This window comes from Acidimicrobiia bacterium (genome assembly GCA_036396535.1).
Taxonomy (GTDB): domain Bacteria; phylum Actinomycetota; class Acidimicrobiia; order Spongiisociales; family UBA5794; genus DASWKR01.
Map to the genome: position 1 here is coordinate 68,587 of DASWKR010000057.1, position 14,950 is coordinate 83,536.

Consider the following 14,950-nt stretch of genomic DNA (forward strand, 5'->3'; position numbering starts at 1 on the left):
CCATTCGTGCGGTCCCTGGACCGCTGTCACCGGCCCGCTTCGAGACGCGCCCTCGTGTCCGGATCCAGTCCACGGTACAACTCTCCAGACTTCGTCGCCGCCACGTTCTTCTCCACATCCGCGACGAAGTCTGGGTGCCCACGGAGTACCGCCGTGGCGATCCAGTTGTTGATGAGGCTTCGCACTTCCTCGATAGACACGACGTCTCGCCCTCGGATGGCAGTTATCTGACCGACGATGACTTGCCAGTCGTCGTCTGTCAGATTGTCGAGCATGTTATGCGAACTCGGGACGGGGGAAGTGACCGCAGCAGATCGGTCGGTGGACATCGGCGAGAACCTTCCTCACTCATCGGTGGCCTCTGTTGAGTGTAGGGATGCCCCGCGACAGATTGTGTCGTTGCTGCTAGTCGCTAATCGAGCAAGTGTGCAATGTTCCACGTCGTCCAGGGGTGCTCAGCCAGATCGGCGGGCGTGCGCCAGGTTCTCGACCTTCTTCGAGATGCCGTTCGTCAACCGGGTGCAGCGGCGCATCCCCATCCTCATGGTGAGGTTCTGCCGTTCGACGTAGATGGTGGAGATCCGGTCGGGGCCGGAGTCGCCCATGAACGCCCGAACCTCGAATGCCGGTCACATGGGATGGCGAGTAGCGGCGCTGCTCACTCTCACTCTGAGCGCCGTGCAACTTCGCCGAGGTCGACCCGGAGCTTCGTCACAGTGTTCTTCGCGGCACCCGTCACGCGACGGTCGAACGGATACTCATGCCTTCCGTGAGACATCCGATGACTTGCGCCCTTCGTTCCGTACTCAACCTGTTCATCATGACCTGATGCCTGACCGAGTACGCAAAGTCAAGTCATGATTGACGCCGCGCGCCGCGTGTGGGAGAATCAGAAACGACGGACGCGGTAGGCAGCGGACTCGAACCGCACACCCCGAGGGGTGCCCGTGGGATCTTACAGCTGGACCACTCCTAGTGGCTTTACCTACCGAACGAGTGTGGCAGGGGTCAAGCCGACCCCTGCCACCTCGCCTTTCCGAGCCCTCCGGCGACACCCGACTGGTTGACGGGCTCTCCATCGGGTTTGGAAACCTCAGCTTCTACGGAATCGGTGACTTCGATCATGTCTGCCACGACGCGGTATTCGCCACGATCGACGTTCTCGACCACACCCTCGTTCGCGAGATGGTGTAGCGCAGATCGAATCGAGGCGCGAAGGTTCTTGACGCCGATTCCCGGTCGAAACTCAAGTGCGCTCTCCAGCGCATCGAGCGTCCAGACCTGCGGACTCGATCCGACAAGGTCGCGAACGGCGTCCTTGACCGACACTCGCGTCGAGAGCTCGAAGTCAGCGACCTCGGGCGGGATGTGGTACGGCGCCATCGCAGCCTTCTCACTCAATTCGGCTGCGACCTCCGAAATGGAGGGTGGGGACTCGCCGGTCAAGACACTGAACGCCCGTTCCAGTCGTAGAAGCTCGTCACCCTGCGGACCGGTGAGCCATGCACGGATGATGGCCTTACGGCTCTCCAGTATCGACCTGGCGATCTCTGCTGAGTTCAACATCCAGGAATCATAGACACACGATTGACAAAGTGACAAATCCGGAAACCCGGGTTTGTGATGAGTCGGGTTCTTGGGGGAGTCCGCGGAACGAACGAGAATTACTGTGAACGTTTCCAGCGGGCTCGTGCCGCTCGCCGTGCGATCTCGGAGCGTTCCTCGGGCGTCAACTTCTCCGCTCGGGCCTTGCCGCCCTTCTTGCCGCCCAACCGCCCCAGCTCGACAGCATGCGGGTTCTTCCCCTCGTATGCGTCGTCGCCCTGGTCGTTCGGGTCGGTCGCCTGCTCGACGAGCGCAGCGGCCATTGAGTTGAGGTCCCGGGGTTTGCTTGAGCGCTTAGCCGTACGCCCATCGTACGGCATCGAGACACGCCGATCTACAGACCGGCGGATTCAAATTGACCCACTACCAAGCGTGCCGAAGGTCGGCTCAGCCCGCCAGAAAAGGGACGAGGGTCCCGACGAGGGCGTCGGGCTGCTCGATCTGCGGGCAATGACCGCACTCGGGGATCACAACGAGGCGAGAGCCGGCGATGGCCGCTGCCAGGCCGGTCGCCATGAACGCCGGCGTCGTCTGATCGAGCTCGCCTGCGATCACGAGCGTCGGGACGGTGACACCGGCAACATCGCCCGACAGGTCCAATGCGGCGAGCGCCTTGCAGGCTGCGGCGAAGGCACCGGGGTCCATCGCGGCGAGCACCGCACGGCAGCGGGCGGCGAGCGCAGGACGCCCGTCGAGATATCCCGGAGGGAAGATCCGTTCGACCGCCACGTCGAGGACTGCTGCCATGCCTCCTTCGGTGACACGAAGGGCCATGGCTGTGAACGCCCCCCTGCGGTCGGCGGGAAAGGCAAGGCCCGTGTTGCACGCGATCATGCTCTCGAGCCGACCGCCGTGGCGGGCAGCCGTCATCGCGGCGACGAACGAGCCGAAGCCATTGCCGAGTATCGCCGTGTTCCGCCCGAGATCGAGGGCGTCGATGGCGGTCGCCACCCTGTCCGCATAGTCGGTGATCGTCGGCTCGCCGGGAAGCGCCGTGGATCCTCCGAATCCTGGAAGGCCGAGCCGGAAGACGCGTCTGTGCTGCGCCAGCTGCGGTACGACAGCGGAGAAGGCGGCCCCGTCCGTGAGCAGTGAATGGAGGAGCACGAGGGGGGGCCCTGCGCCTTCGACCTGGACGGCGACGGTACCGCCGTCCGCCGCCACGCTCGTCGGACCGACCTCGGTCACGGCATGCGCTCGCGGCGTTCCGAGACCGCCTCGGCCCACGTCTCCGTCATCCCGACGCGCTGCATCTCGACGTCGCCGGCAGCCGTTGCCCGGAGGAGCTCGTTGAGACTCGAGTCGCCGAACGCCGAGGCGTCGAACGGCAGCGGGACGTCCACCCGGATCGTCGCCGAGTTGCTGTCGGGCGTGATGACGGCGTCTGACAACCTGTCGACGATCCCGACGTTGTCGGAGAGGACGTACGCTCGGAAGCTGCGGATCCCGTTGGCCACCGCCGACTCGGCGAGCAGCCGAACGAGGATGGCCCCGATCCCGCGGCCCTGGTACCCGTCTATCACGACGGCAGCAGGCTCGGCGGTCGTCGGGTCGCCCGGCAGGCGAACGTATCGGGCGACGCCGACACCCTGATGCCCCGGATCGCCGACGTCGTGGGCAACCCAAGCGAAGTGGTCGTGGTAGTCGACCTCCGTGAGATAGCGGAGCTCTCGCTCCGTGAGGCGCTCCTTGGTCGCGAAGAACCGCAGATACCGCGACTCCGGCGAGAGCAGGTCGAACCCGGCAAGCATGTCGTCCTTGTCGCCGGGGACGATCGGCCTGACCTCGATCGTCCCGCCGTCGCCGAGGCTCACCCTCGCCGTGCGAGCACGGATGAACTCCGAGTCGACGTCCATGACGGCAGGGTACGCCGTCGCCGCCGGTCACCCGCCGGAGGCGGTCGAGAGGTGCGACGGCGGGATGGGGAATCCCTCGTCGGAGTTGAGGATGGCGGCGAGTCGGGCGCCGTCCTCGCCCGCGCCGTGCTCGTTCGGGAGCACCATGTACCCGCCGTCCGCCCGTGCCGCGACGAGGTAGGCCTGCTCGTCCGCTTCGAGCGCGAACCGCTCCGGGGTGGTGAAGATGCGCGGCTTGACATGGGCCGGATCGCCGTCTTCCGGACAGAACGTCATGCAGTTGCCGCACTCGTTGCACGCCTCGACGAGGACGAAGTACTGCTGCCTGCCGTCGATCCCCATGCCATCGGGGGTGGGCAAGCGGAAGAAGGCATCGTTGGGACACACCGTGACGCAGAAGTTGCAGGCGACGCACCCCCACATCTCGAGCGTGTGGTCGACCCGGCGCGGCAGCTTGGCGGTCCCTTCCCGCGTGTAGTCCCCGTTCAGCAACGGATCGTGGAGCGCGGCGACGTATGCGGCGAGGGCGCCGCCGTGTCCGGCGGCGCGCCCCGCCCCCGTCGAATGCGTCCGCCACTCGCTCAGCGACGCGCAGCCGGCGCCCTCCATCTCGGCCTCGAGCGCCTTGAGCATGGGTTTGAGCCTTCCGTAGCCCCCGGGCTTCAGCAGGTCGGAGCACACCGTGATGGGTTCGAGGCCGAGCCCGGCAGCTTGTGCGAAGTTCTCCCTCGTGATCCCTGCCGAGAAGCTGACCTGGATGCTGCCCTCTTGGCCGTCGACCCTGAGCCGACCCGGCAGGGCCCGGTCGAGCTCACCGAGCAATGTCGTCGTCACCACGTGGAGTGGAGCGCCCGACAGGTACATCGTCTCGTCCGGCATGAACGACCTGTGGTTCTCCACGACGAGCGTGTTCGTGAGCTTGATCCCGAAGTGCCTGCCGTTGGCGGCCGCGAACTCGTCGAGCTCGTCGATCAGCTCGATGCCCCGACCGAGCTGCAGATCGTTGTCGAAGTCGGCCTGGCGCAGCCGCACGTCGTGGTACCCGAGCTCGTCGTTGACGATGCGGCGCACCGGGTCGAAGCCGAGGAGGGTCGGGTTCAGCTTGACGATGACGTCGAAGCCGTGGCGCGTCATGAGGTGCTTGGTGATCCCCTCGATCTCGTCCGGTGGACAGCCGTGGAACGTCGACAGCGTGACCGTGTCCGAGACCCGGCTTCGATATGGATGGTCGCGCCACGATTCGAACGGTGCCGGTATCTGCGACCTGAGCCGGTCGATCACACCCGAGGCATCGAGCATCGACTCCAAGTAGTGGGCGACGGTCGGCGACGAGATGCCGGCGAGGTCGTATCCGACCGAGATGTCGAACACGTGCGACCCCGGATCGTCCCCGATGTGTGGGGTGAGCTCGTCCCAGCCGGCCAGGATGTCGAGCATCATCCAAGCCTTGACGTACTCCTCGATCGACTCGTCGATCTTCAGCTCCTGGCTCCACTCGATGTTGTAGCCGACGGTCTCCATGTCTATGCACGGCCGGCCGATCTCGAGCTCGTCGAGCACCTGGACCGTCTTCAGCTCGATGAGCCGCGCCCCGCCGAGCCACGCCAGCACGACGTTCTGCGCCAACTGGCTGTGGGGACCGGCCGCCGGGCCGATCGGGGTGGCGGCGGGGCGGCCCATGAAGCTCATCGTGAGGTCTGGGCCGTCGGAGGCGTCGTAGAGCCTGGCGATCGGCAGATCGAAGATGCGGCGGCGGCTCTCCCACTCGTGAGCCACGCGGGAGAGGAGCACGTCGAGGGGGAACGGGGTGAGCGGTGGTATCTGCCTCGTCACCTTCACAGCCTCGCGTGGAGCCGGGAGGCCTGCTCGGCGGCCCTGGCCCTGATCTCGGTGGGATCTACCCGCGTGGACCTGCCTTCCGACAGGACCGTGTCGCCGTCGACGACGACATCGACGGGCCTGATGCCCGGCGTGAATGCCACATGCCACGGGTCCATCGGCTCGTACGACCAGGTGACGACGTCGCCGCGAGCTTCCGGCACGAGCTGCCACCCGGCCTCCAGCCAGCCCCACGCCGTCTCGGGCGTCGCCGTCACGTCGGCCGAGCGGTGCATCACATACGCCAGGCGGAACGACTCCACGACGTTGCCGCCGATTCCGTCCGTTCCGAGCGCAACCGGGTTGGTGAAGCGGGCGGGCTCGGCGTACCCGACTGCATTGTTCAGGTTCGACATCGGATTGTGGAGGATGGTGCCCTTCAGGCGGTGGTCGGTGGGCAGGTGGACGCCATGGGCGAGCAGCCAGCCGTCGCCGGTGAGCTTCTCGAGTCGTTCTGCGGCTTCGGCGTCCTCGGGGCCTTCGGCGACGTGGATGTGGACCCCGACGCCGTGGTCGGAGGCGAGCGCCGCAGCGTCTTCGAGGGTGGCGTCGCTGCAGGTGAAGGCGGCGTGCACCCCGACGAGGCCTCGTCCGCCCGCATCGAGGAAGCGCCTGTTCTCCTCGAGGCCCCGCTTGGCGCCGTCCGTTCCATGCCGGTCGGTGACTCCGTAGGCGGCGACGAGGCGCACGCCAACCTCGGCACAGGCGGCGGCGATGACGTCGAGGCTTCCCTCGATGGCGCTCGGCGACTCGTGGTGGTCGACGATCGCGGTCGTCCCGGACTCGAGCGCCTCGAGAGCCCCGAGCATCGCCGACCAGCGGATCATCTCGAGGTCGAGCGCCGCGTCGAGGCGCCACCACACCTGCTCGAGGATGCCGCGAAAGGAGGTCGGTGTCACTGGTGGCGCCGGCATGCCCCTGGCGAGCGCCGAGTAGAGGTGGTGATGGGCGCAGACGAGCCCCGGGGTCTTGGCCCCGCTCATACGCCGAGTGGCTGGTGAACCTGCATCGGCAGCTTCGTCCGCCACACGCCGTCGACGTCGTGGAACGCCGCGGCGACGGCGCCCGCAGTCGGCACGAGCCCGATCTCACCGACGCCCTTGATCCCGTACGGGGCGTTCGGCTGTGGCGCTTCGACGAGGATCACCTCCACGTCCGGCATGTCTTTCGGGCGGATGATCCCGAGCGACCGCAAGGTCATGTTGGTCGGACGCCCCAGCTCGTCGGCCGGGAACTCCTCGGAGAGGGCGTACCCCAGTCCCATGTGAACCGAGCCCTCGATCTGCCCGGAGCACAAGAGCGGGTTTACCGCCCGGCCGACGTCGTGTGCCGCCACCACCTTCTCGATGGCCCCCGTCGCTTTGTCTGCGATGACGACCTGGGCGGCATACCCGAACGTCGAGTGGATGATCGGGTGCTCGACGGCGTCCTCGAGCTTGTTGGTCCAGTCGACGCGGTACTCGCCCGGATAGTCGACGCCCGGCGCCATCCCGCTCTCCTTGGCGAGGCGGCACGCGTCGGCGACTGCGCCCGCCCCCATGAGGGTGCCCCGCGAGCCGGTCGTCTGACCGGCGCCGAGCTCCCTGGTCGTGTCGACGACCACCCGGACCTTGGCGGGATCGACACCCAACTCCTCGGCTGCAACCTGCTGAGCGACGGTGTGGATCCCCTGGCCCATCTCGGTCCAGCAGTGCCGCACCTCGACACCGCCGTCGGCGTCGAAGCGGACGACCGCTCTGGCGATCTCCTTGAAGCCGTTGCCGAGCCCCGAGTTCTTGAGCCCGAGCCCGAGCCCGACGGCCTTGCCGTCCGCCTTCGCCTGGTCGTAGACGGCCCGAACCGCCTCGAGGCACTGCTTGGCACCGATCGACCCCTCGTCCATGATCTGGCCCGGTCCCCACACCGCCCCGGGCTCCACCGCGTTGCGCCACCGCATCTCCCACCCGCTGATGCCGACCATCTCGGAGAGGCGGTCGATGATCCCCTCGGTGGCGAACTGGGCTTGGTTGGCGCCGAAGCCCCGAAAGGCGCCGCACACCGGGTTGTTCGTGCGCGCTGCCACCGACTCGACGTCGATGTTCGGGAAGGCGTACGGGCCGCTCGCATGGCCGGCGGCGCGCTCGAGCACCTTCATTCCAACCGAGGCGTACGGACCGGAGTCGCCGAGCATGCGCGCCTTGAGGGCGGTCAGCCTGCCTCGGGCGTCGCAGCCTGCCCACATCTCGACCCGGATCGGGTGCCTCTTCGGGTGGAGGAGCATCGACTGCTCCCTGGTGAGGGTGCACTTGACCGGCCGGCCGATCAGGAAGGCGGCGAGCGCGGTTTGCGCCTGGTTGGACATGTCCTCCTTGCCGCCGAAGGCGCCTCCGTTCGAGACGAGCTCGACGACCACCTTCTCCTGCTCGACGCCGAGCACAGATGCGATCTGGTCACGGTCGTCCCAAACTCCCTGGCCGCCGCTGTACACCAGCAAGGTCCCATCCTGGCGAGGCACGGCGAGGGTCGACTCCGGCTCGAGGAAGGCATGCTCGATGCGCGGGGTCTCGAAAACCTCGTGAACGGTGTGGGCCGACCCGGCGAGAGCCGCCGCCACGTCTCCCCTTTGGTACCTCGAGACGGAGAGCGTGTTGCCTCGAAGCCCCCACACGGCGTCCTCCTCGGATGCGATCGCCTTCGCAGGGTCCGTGAACGGTGCGAGGACCGTGTACTCGACGGAGACGGCGCCGGCGGCGAGCCGTGCCGTGACGACGTCCTCGGCCACGACGAGGGCAAGCACGTCCCCGAGGTACGAGGTTCGCCCTCCCTCGGGGATGAACACCGGCCAATCCGTGTGGATGATCCCGACCTTCAGCTCGCCGGGGACATCGGCCGCCGTGAGAACCCGCACGACGCCGGGCATCGCCTCGGCCGCCGAGGTGTCGATGCGCACGACGTCGGCCCTGGCGTGGTCGGCGAGCCGCACGGCGGCGTGCAACATCCCGGCAGGCCGCATATCGTCGACGTAGTCGCGGTCGCCGAGGGCCAGTTCGTGGGCCTCGTACTTCACCCCCGACTTGCCGATGCCGGAGGCCCGCTCGGGGGCGGGGATGTGGCCCTTGGCGAGCATCTCGATGGCGTCGAAGATCTTGGTGTAACCGGTGCAGCGGCACAGGTGCCCTCCGAGCCGTCCGGCCGCCGTCTCCCTGGTGAGATCGCTGCCCTTGTCGTCGAGGAGCGCCTTCGTCCTCACGAGGATCCCCGGTGTGCAGAATCCGCATTGCAAGGCGCCGGTCACCGCGAACGCTGTTGCGAGGCGCTCCCGTTCCGACTCGTCGAAGCCTTCGAGGGTCACGACCTCGGACCCGGCGACCTTGTCGAGTTGTGTTTGGCACGAGATACGAGCCTTGCCGTCCACGAGGACCGCGCAGCAACCACACTGGCCCATCGGGGCGCAGCCGTCCTTCGGTGAGGTGATACCGAGCTCCTCGCGCAGGGCGGCGAGCAGGTGGGGGTGCCGATTGGAGACCGTGGCCTCGGTCCCGTTGATGATGAAGGTCGTCGTGTCCTCGCTGATCAGCGTCATCACGTGCTCCTTCTCCAGGTACGAGACGATACCGGGCGGGCGCCCGCCGAGATCCGCTCATTTTACATTTTGTCAAAGAGAGCGGAGGAGCGGCTCCGCCGACGGCATACGATGGCGCGGTGAATCCCGGATGGATCGCACAGGACGAGTTCGATCGCGTCGTGGCCGACGCATTCGAAACGTTGCCCGGTTGGGTCCGCGAGGCGATGCGCGACGTGGCGATCATGGTCGAGGACGAGCCGCCGGACGGAGCGGGGCCCGAGCACGGGCTGCTACTCGGCATGTACCACGGAGTCCCCCTCACTCGTCGTGGAGCCAGGGCGGCGGGATCGATGCCGGACTCGATCGTCCTTTACCGCCGGCCGATCTTGCGGGCCGTGCGCCGCCGCGCCGACGTCTCCGACCGGGTGCGCGCCGTGCTGTTGCACGAGATCGGCCACGCCATGGGGATGACCGAGGCGCGCCTCCGCGAGATGGGCGTCCACTGACCACTCCCTCCTGAGGTACTTTACGAAACGTCGAGTCCGGGAGACGCATGCCGACGTGTCGCGCCGAGTTCACGATCGAGCCCTTCGAGGAAGGCCACCAAGGGCCGCACGTCACCGCGGCGATCGAAGCGGTGGTTGCTGAGGGCCTTTCACCGGACGTGGGGCCCTTCGGCACGGCCATCACGGGCGACTCGAACGCAGTCGTCGGTGCGATCGCCCGCGTCATCGACGCCGCCACGGGTGCCGGGGCGACCCGGGTGACCGTCAACCTCGAGGCTCGGCCATGAGCGCCAACGGCGCGCATCCGCTCCTCGAGGCGGTGCAGGACGTCGCGGAGGCGGTCGGCGGCAGAGTCATCTCCCTCGACGAGGTGACCGAGGGCGACGTCGAGCTGCGATGGGACGGCGAGATCGTCGGAGGATTCCGCTTCGACATGCAGGGGGCGCTCGATCGAATCGTCGGCACAGTCGAGAGGGAGCTCGGGGCCGGGCTGTCCGGGCTCGACCGCGTCGGCAAGCAACGGGCCGTCCGCCTGCTCGACGAGCGGGGCGCATTCGAGCTGCGCCGCTCGATCGACGACGTGGCGGATCGCATGGGCGTCAGCCGCATCACGATCTACAACTACCTGAACACCGTGCGACGGTGAGCCGCCTCTGCCGCTGGGGAGGAACCAGGGGTTGAGAACCCGCCGTCACAACCGCATGCACCTCCGTGGCCTCCTGCTCCTGGTCGTCGTGGCAACCGCTTGCGATGCGACCGCCGCCACCACGAGCAGCCTGCTGGAGACCACGGGGACGGTGCCGCCGACGGTCGCTCCAGCGGCTCTGCGGGCTACCTGCGGCGCCGTGAGCCTGGGCGAAGGAGTCAGGCTTCCCGAAGAGCCGCTCGACGATGACGGCATCGCGGCGCTGGCGGCGACCCCCGACCAGGTCGGCGGCGAGGCGAGCTTCTTCCTGTTGTACGAATGGTTCACAGCGGCGCGCTCGGCAGACTCACTCGTTCTGTTCGGCAAGCCGACCGACGACGCCATCGACCCCACGTATGCATACGCCGAGTTCGAGCTCGTCGACGGGACGTGGACCGCCCGCGGCTGGGGGCAGTGCTCGACCCAGGTCGAGGCGCCGGGATTCGGGAACGCCGCGTGGGTGCTCGACGCCGCCATCGCCCCGCATCCGGATGCCACCCAGCTGGCCATCGAGATCAACGAGCGTAACTGCGCCAGCGGCCAGCCCCCTGTGAGCCGCGACGTCGTTCCGGTCGTCGTGGCCGACGCCGACCGGGTGACGATCGTCGTCCTCGTCGAGCCCGTCGCGGGCTCCGCCGACTGTCAGAGCAATCCTTGGCATCCCGTCGTCGTCGAGTTGGGAGAGGCGCTCGGAGATCGGGTGCTCTACGACGGGCACGCCATCCCGCCGCTGCTCCGTCCGTGGCCGCCGACCGAGTCGAGCATCGGGTCGATCGGCTCCGAGGAATGAGCCTTCGGACCGCGAAATCGTCGTCTGGCGGGAAGTTCGCGGCCGCTTGCGACGCGGTATGGTCTCCGCGCGAAGGCTTCCTCGCACGCTGGAAGCGAGATGCGGGCGAGGGTTCGTCAAATGGAGGAATCAACGACATGAGACTCGAGCGTTGGCGCAACTGGATCGCGGCTCTCTCCGTGCTCGCCCTCGTCGGTGCGGCGTGCGGAGGAGACGGCGAGGCGACGACCACGGCCGGCGACGCCGCCACGACCACGACAACGGGCGACACGACGACGACCACCGCCGGCGAGGCGACCACGACGACCGCGGGCGAGGAAACCACAACGACGGGCGAGGCGACGACGACCATCCCCGAGGACTTCAAGATCGGCATGATCCTCGTCGGCCCACAGAACGACACCGGGTGGAGCCAGGCGCACTACGAGGCCGGGCTCTACGTGATGGAGCAACTCGGCCTCCCCGCCGAGAACATGATCGTGCTCGACAAGGTCAACACGGCCGACCGGCCGGAGACGAGCATCCCGGCGGTGGTCGACGACATGCTGTCGCAGGGAGCCCAGCTCATCTTCGCCACGTCAGACGACATGAAGGACGGGATCCTCGAAGCGGCCGCGGCGAACCCCGACGTCCCGATGATCTGGTCGTCCGGCGACAACGCCTGGACCGACGGGGAGGATTACCGGGCCGACCTGTCCAATCTCGGCAACGTGATGGGACAGATGGAGTTCGGCAAGATGATCGCCGGGTGCTCGGCTGCTCTCACCACCGAGACCGGGTCGATCGCCTACCTCGGACCACTCATCAACGATGAGACCCGCCGGCTCGTGAACTCGGCGTACCTGGGCGCCAGGTACTGCTGGGAGTTCTTCCGGGGCAACGACCCGGTCGACCTCGCCTTCCAGGTGAAGTGGATCGGGTTCTGGTTCAACATCCCGGGCTTCACCCTCGACCCGACCCAGGTCACGAACGAGTTCCTGGCGGACGGTGCCGACGTCGTGATCTCGGGCATCGACACCACAGAAGCCCTCGTCAGGGCGGGCCAGGCAGTCGACTCCGGCGAGTCGGTGTGGGCCGTCCCGTATGACTACGGGCTGGCATGCGACACGGCCCCGAGCGCCTGTCTCGGCGTCCCGTATTTCAACTGGGGACCGGCGTACGTCGAGGTCGTCCAGTCGGTGATCGACGGCGACTTCGCCGCCGAGTTCAGCTGGGTCGGGCCCGACTGGGATGACATCAACGACATCGACTCGAGCGCGGTCGGCTGGCTCGACGGACCGGCGCTGTCGGACGACGCGGCCGGCACCCTGGCAGACTTCATCGATGGCCTCGGCAGCGGGGTCATCGACCTCTGGCAGGGACCGCTCACTTACCAGGACGGCACCGAGTACGTGGCGGAGGGGGCGCGGGCCACCGACGTCCAGATCTGGTACACGAAGCAGCTCCTCGAAGGTATCGAGGGGGCGAGCTCCTGACCATCTGACCGCAGGGCGATCCACCATCGGGGGAGGCCGACCGGGCTCCCCCACGGCGCTGGCGTCATGGCACGGGCGAGACCCGCCTGGCTACGCTCGCCACCGCCATGGCGCTCGAGTTGCGGGACATCCACAAGCACTACGGGCCCGTGCGCGCCAACGACGGCGTCACACTCACGTTCCAACCGGGGGAGCTGCATGGGCTGCTCGGCGAGAACGGCGCAGGCAAGTCGACCCTCATGAAAGTGATCTCGGGGTTCATCGAAGCCGACTCGGGTGAGGTCGCCATCGACGGGACACCGATCGACTTGCGCTCCCCGGCGGATGCCATCACGGCAGGCATCGGAATGCTCCACCAGGATCCGCTCGTCTTCTTGCCCTTCACCGTGCTCGACAACTTCCTGGCAGGAAGCGGAGGAGGTGTCCGGCTCGACCGAAAGGAAGGCGCCGCCCGCCTCGAGGAAGCGGCCCGGCGCTACGGGTTCACCTTCGACCCCCACACGCTTGCCAGGAACCTCACGGTCGGGGAGCGTCAGCAGCTCGAGATCGCCCGGTTGCTCTGGCTCGGCGCCAGGGTGCTGATCCTCGACGAGCCGACGACCGGAATCTCGGCCTCGCAGCGCGAGAAGCTCTTCGAAGTGCTGAGGAGGCTGGCGGAGGACGGGATGATCGTCATCTTCGTCTCGCACAAACTCGAGGAGATCGAGCAACTCTGCGATCGGGTGACCGTGATGAGGCACGGAAGAGTGGTGGGGGACGCAGTGATGCCCGTCCCCGCCCACCAGCTCGTCCAGCTGATGTTCGGCGACATCACGACGACGCCCGGCCGGCTGCCCGCCGCCCTCGGCGACATAGCGGTCAGGCTCGCCGGCGTCACGGTGACCGAGCGTCTCGTCACCGTCTCCGAGTTGGACCTCGAGGTGCGGGAGGCAGAGGTGCTCGGCCTCGCCGGCCTCGAGGGCTCGGGGCAGCGCACCCTCCTGCAGGCCTGCGCCGGGCTGATCCCGCCGCGGCGCGGGTCACTGACTATCGGGGGCCGGGCGATGGCCGGCTCGGGCTATCGGGAGTTCAGGGCGGCGGGTGTCCACTACCTCCCGGCCGGGCGTCTCGAGGAAGGCCTGGTGAGAGGGATGAGCCTCGCCGAGCATTTCGAGCTGACGAGTGACAGGACCTCGTTCTTCGTGGACTGGGGCACCGCCGCCGAGAGGGCGGACGAGGGGATCCGGGCGTACTCGATCAAGGGCGGAGCGGCCTCCACGGCCGAGTCGCTCTCCGGAGGCAACCAGCAGAGGCTCCTGCTGGCGATGATGCCCGGCGCCACCCGGCTGCTCCTGTTGGAGCATCCGACGAGGGGCCTCGACATCGAGTCGGCCGAGTGGGTGTGGAACCGCCTCCTGGAACGGAGGGCTTCCGGCACCTCCATCATCTTCGCCTCCGCCGACCTCGATGAGCTCCTGCGCTACAGCGACCGGGTGGCCGTCTTCTTCGCCGGCAGGGTCATCAGCGTCGTCGAGACACCGTCGACGACGCCGGACGAGCTGGGACACCTCATCGGCGGCAGGTCAGGGCCGGCGTGAGCCGCTTGAGCCGCATGAAGGCGCCGCTCATCTCGATTGCGCTGGCACTGGCGGCCACGGTCGGACTCTTGCTCGTGGTCGACGCTCCGCCGATCGAGGCGCTCGGCCAGTTGTGGGACGGATCGCTCGGACGCCTCGAGAAGATCCCGGACACCCTCATCACCTGGTCGCCTCTCGTCCTCGCCTCTGCCGGGCTCATCGTGACGTTCCAGGCAGGGATGTGGAACATAGGCGTCGAGGGACAGATCATCGCCGGTGCGATCGGCGCAGCCCTGGTGGTTCGCGAGCTGACCATGCCGGCCGTCGTCGTGATCCCGATCGCCTTCGTCGTCGGCACGGCATTCGGCTCGGCTTGGGCCGTCGTCCCGGGATGGCTGCGAACCCGCTTCGGCGTGCACGAGATCTTCTCCGGCGTGGCGCTGACCTTCCTGGCCGGGTCGGTGGCGGTGTACTTGATCATCGGGCCGTGGTCGCGAGCGGGCATCGCCTCGACGAGCGGCACAGATCCGTTCCCCACCGAGTACTGGTTGCCGACGGTCGGCGACTACTCGTGGGTCGCCATCGCTCTCGCACTCATCTCCGTCGCCGTGGTCTTCGTGCTCATGCGAGGCACGCGCTACGGGCTCCGGCTCAAGGCCGTTGGCCGGAACGAGTTCAGTGCCTTCCTCATGGGCGTGCGCACGAAGCGGTACATGCTCTCCTCGTTCGCGATCTGCGGGGCGCTCGCCGGCGTCGCCGGGACGGTCCAGGCTCTCGGTTTCCACCACAAGCTCGTGCCTGCTGTCTCGGGAGGCTACGGCTTCCTGGCGATACTCGTCGTCCTCCTCGCCGGGTTCCGGGCGCTTTGGACCCCCGCCATCGCCTTGTTCTTCGCGGCGGTCTTGGTGGGGAGCACGCAGCTCAGCTTGCGCTTGAACATCGACTCGGACCTCGCAGGTGTGATCCAGGGTGTGCTCGTCCTGGCCATCCTCGTCGTCGGCGGCTGGCAAGCCCGCCACGCCCGCCATACGGCGCGTCAGGGAGAGGAGGCCTGA

General features: G+C 67.6%; 15 protein-coding genes and 1 pseudogene. 7 read left to right on the forward strand and 9 right to left on the reverse strand.

All coding sequences use genetic code 11. From position 1 onward, the window contains the following. Positions 1 to 26: 26 nt before the first annotated feature. The 9 genes and pseudogenes from VGC47_10120 to xdh all read right to left on the reverse strand — a co-directional run bounded on the left by VGC47_10120 (position 27) and on the right by xdh (position 8,901). Entirely contained in the window at positions 27 to 275 is a 249-nt protein-coding gene (locus VGC47_10120) for a hypothetical protein (protein HEX9855661.1), read from the reverse strand. A gap of 207 nt (positions 276 to 482) precedes the next feature. After that, positions 483 to 578: pseudogene (locus VGC47_10125) on the reverse strand (IS1 family transposase). A gap of 430 nt (positions 579 to 1,008) precedes the next feature. After that, positions 1,009 to 1,446: a hypothetical protein gene (locus tag VGC47_10130; protein HEX9855662.1), complete on the reverse strand. Its 438-nt coding sequence runs from the start codon at positions 1,444 to 1,446 to the stop codon at positions 1,009 to 1,011. Between the two features lie 218 nt (positions 1,447 to 1,664). Further along, positions 1,665 to 1,868: a hypothetical protein gene (locus VGC47_10135; GenBank protein ID HEX9855663.1), complete on the reverse strand. Its 204-nt coding sequence runs from the start codon at positions 1,866 to 1,868 to the stop codon at positions 1,665 to 1,667. Positions 1,869 to 1,992: 124 nt separating this feature from the next. After that, positions 1,993 to 2,793, reverse strand: coding sequence for an alpha/beta fold hydrolase (locus VGC47_10140; GenBank protein HEX9855664.1), 801 nt, complete (start codon positions 2,791 to 2,793; stop codon positions 1,993 to 1,995). Next, complete coding sequence (locus VGC47_10145; GenBank protein HEX9855665.1) at positions 2,790 to 3,461, reverse strand: GNAT family N-acetyltransferase; 672 nt, start codon at positions 3,459 to 3,461, stop codon at positions 2,790 to 2,792. The genes VGC47_10140 and VGC47_10145 overlap by 4 nt, the downstream gene beginning before the upstream one ends. Positions 3,462 to 3,488: 27 nt before the next feature. After that, positions 3,489 to 5,294 carry a 4Fe-4S dicluster domain-containing protein gene (locus tag VGC47_10150; GenBank protein ID HEX9855666.1) on the reverse strand — a complete coding sequence of 602 codons (1,806 nt, stop codon included), beginning with the start codon at positions 5,292 to 5,294 and terminating at the stop codon, positions 3,489 to 3,491. Between the two features lie 2 nt (positions 5,295 to 5,296). Next, the gene (locus VGC47_10155) at positions 5,297 to 6,322 is read right to left on the reverse strand and encodes an amidohydrolase family protein (protein ID HEX9855667.1); all 1,026 of its coding nucleotides are present in this window, start codon (positions 6,320 to 6,322) and stop codon (positions 5,297 to 5,299) included. Next, positions 6,319 to 8,901, reverse strand: coding sequence for a selenium-dependent xanthine dehydrogenase (gene xdh, locus VGC47_10160; GenBank protein HEX9855668.1), 2,583 nt, complete (start codon positions 8,899 to 8,901; stop codon positions 6,319 to 6,321). Before xdh ends, VGC47_10155 begins: the two co-directional genes overlap by 4 nt. A 119-nt stretch (positions 8,902 to 9,020) precedes the next feature. On the opposite strand from xdh, the gene VGC47_10165 reads away from it, so the two are divergent. The 7 genes from VGC47_10165 to VGC47_10195 all read left to right on the forward strand — a co-directional run bounded on the left by VGC47_10165 (position 9,021) and on the right by VGC47_10195 (position 14,950). Further along, entirely contained in the window at positions 9,021 to 9,389 is a 369-nt protein-coding gene (locus tag VGC47_10165; protein HEX9855669.1) for a metallopeptidase family protein, read from the forward strand. A 47-nt stretch (positions 9,390 to 9,436) separates the two neighbouring features. Then, positions 9,437 to 9,676: a thiamine-binding protein gene (locus VGC47_10170; GenBank protein HEX9855670.1), complete on the forward strand. Its 240-nt coding sequence runs from the start codon at positions 9,437 to 9,439 to the stop codon at positions 9,674 to 9,676. Further along, complete coding sequence (locus tag VGC47_10175) at positions 9,673 to 10,035, forward strand: helix-turn-helix domain-containing protein (protein HEX9855671.1); 363 nt, start codon at positions 9,673 to 9,675, stop codon at positions 10,033 to 10,035. The genes VGC47_10170 and VGC47_10175 overlap by 4 nt, the downstream gene beginning before the upstream one ends. Positions 10,036 to 10,066: 31 nt before the next feature. Next, positions 10,067 to 10,864 (forward strand): hypothetical protein, encoded by a 798-nt coding sequence (locus tag VGC47_10180; protein ID HEX9855672.1) that lies wholly within the window; start codon positions 10,067 to 10,069, stop codon positions 10,862 to 10,864. Between the two features lie 137 nt (positions 10,865 to 11,001). Next, a complete protein-coding gene (locus VGC47_10185) occupies positions 11,002 to 12,339 on the forward strand; it encodes a BMP family ABC transporter substrate-binding protein (protein ID HEX9855673.1) in 1,338 nt (445 codons plus the stop codon). A gap of 107 nt (positions 12,340 to 12,446) precedes the next feature. After that, positions 12,447 to 13,916, forward strand: coding sequence for an ATP-binding cassette domain-containing protein (locus tag VGC47_10190; GenBank protein HEX9855674.1), 1,470 nt, complete (start codon positions 12,447 to 12,449; stop codon positions 13,914 to 13,916). Beyond that, positions 13,913 to 14,950 carry an ABC transporter permease gene (locus VGC47_10195; GenBank protein HEX9855675.1) on the forward strand — a complete coding sequence of 346 codons (1,038 nt, stop codon included), beginning with the start codon at positions 13,913 to 13,915 and terminating at the stop codon, positions 14,948 to 14,950. The genes VGC47_10190 and VGC47_10195 overlap by 4 nt, the downstream gene beginning before the upstream one ends.